We start from the raw sequence: 904 nt of genomic DNA, 5'->3' as shown, positions 1-904 counted from the left end.
CGTCAACCAGGACGGCGCCAGCAACGGACTCACCGCACCCAACGGACCCTCCCAAGAACGCGTCATCCGCCAAGCCCTCACCGACGCCGGCCTCACCACCGACGACATCGACGCCGTCGAAGCCCACGGCACCGGCACCCGCCTCGGCGATCCCATCGAAGCCCAAGCCCTCCTCGCCACCTACGGCCACCACCGCACCACCCCCCACCCCCTCTACCTCGGCTCCCTCAAATCCAACATCGGGCACGCGCAGGCGGCGGCGGGCGTGGGCGGGGTCATCAAAATGGTGCAGGCCATGCGGCACGGCATCCTGCCGAAGACGCTCCACGTGGACGAACCCACACCGATGGTCGACTGGACGGCGGGAGCGGTCGAACTCCTCACCGAGCAGCGCGAGTGGCCGGACACGGGCCGCGCGCGGCGCGCAGCGGTGTCGTCCTTCGGCTTCGGGGGGACGAACGCGCACGTCGTACTGGAGCAGGCGCCCGCCGAGGCCCCCTCCCCCGCTCCGACCGACCGCGCTCCTTCGGTGGCGGCGCCCGTCGCGACGCCGTGGCTGCTGTCGGCGAAGAGCGAGCAGGCGCTTCGTGCCCAGGCGGAGCGACTGGACGACTTCCTCACCCGCAACCCCGCTACCTCGCCCGCCGACATCGCCTGGTCCCTGGCCACCACACGCGCCACCCATGCCCACCGCGCCGTCATCCTCGGCGGTGGTGCCGGTACCGGTGCCGACGAACTCCTCGCGGGACTAAGGGCACTCGCGACCGGTACGGCATCGCCCGGGGTCGTGTCGGGTGTCGCGACGCCGGGGAAGACGGCGTTCCTGTTCACCGGACAGGGCGCCCAGCGGATCGGCATGGGCATGGAACTCTACGAAGCGTTCCCCGTGTTCGCCGAAGCCTTC

1 protein-coding gene is annotated in these 904 nt (G+C 71.5%); it reads left to right on the top strand.

The genetic code is table 11. The features are described 5' to 3' along the window. Nucleotides 1-904, top strand: a 904-nt coding sequence (locus ADL08_RS10450; protein WP_199836986.1) for a ketoacyl-synthetase C-terminal extension domain-containing protein, incomplete at both ends; no start/stop codon positions are given.

The sequence above is a fragment of the Streptomyces sp. NRRL F-6492 genome, assembly GCF_001280125.1.
In the GTDB taxonomy this organism is placed as follows: domain Bacteria; phylum Actinomycetota; class Actinomycetes; order Streptomycetales; family Streptomycetaceae; genus Streptomyces.
This window is presented reverse-complemented; position numbering and strand designations above follow the sequence as displayed.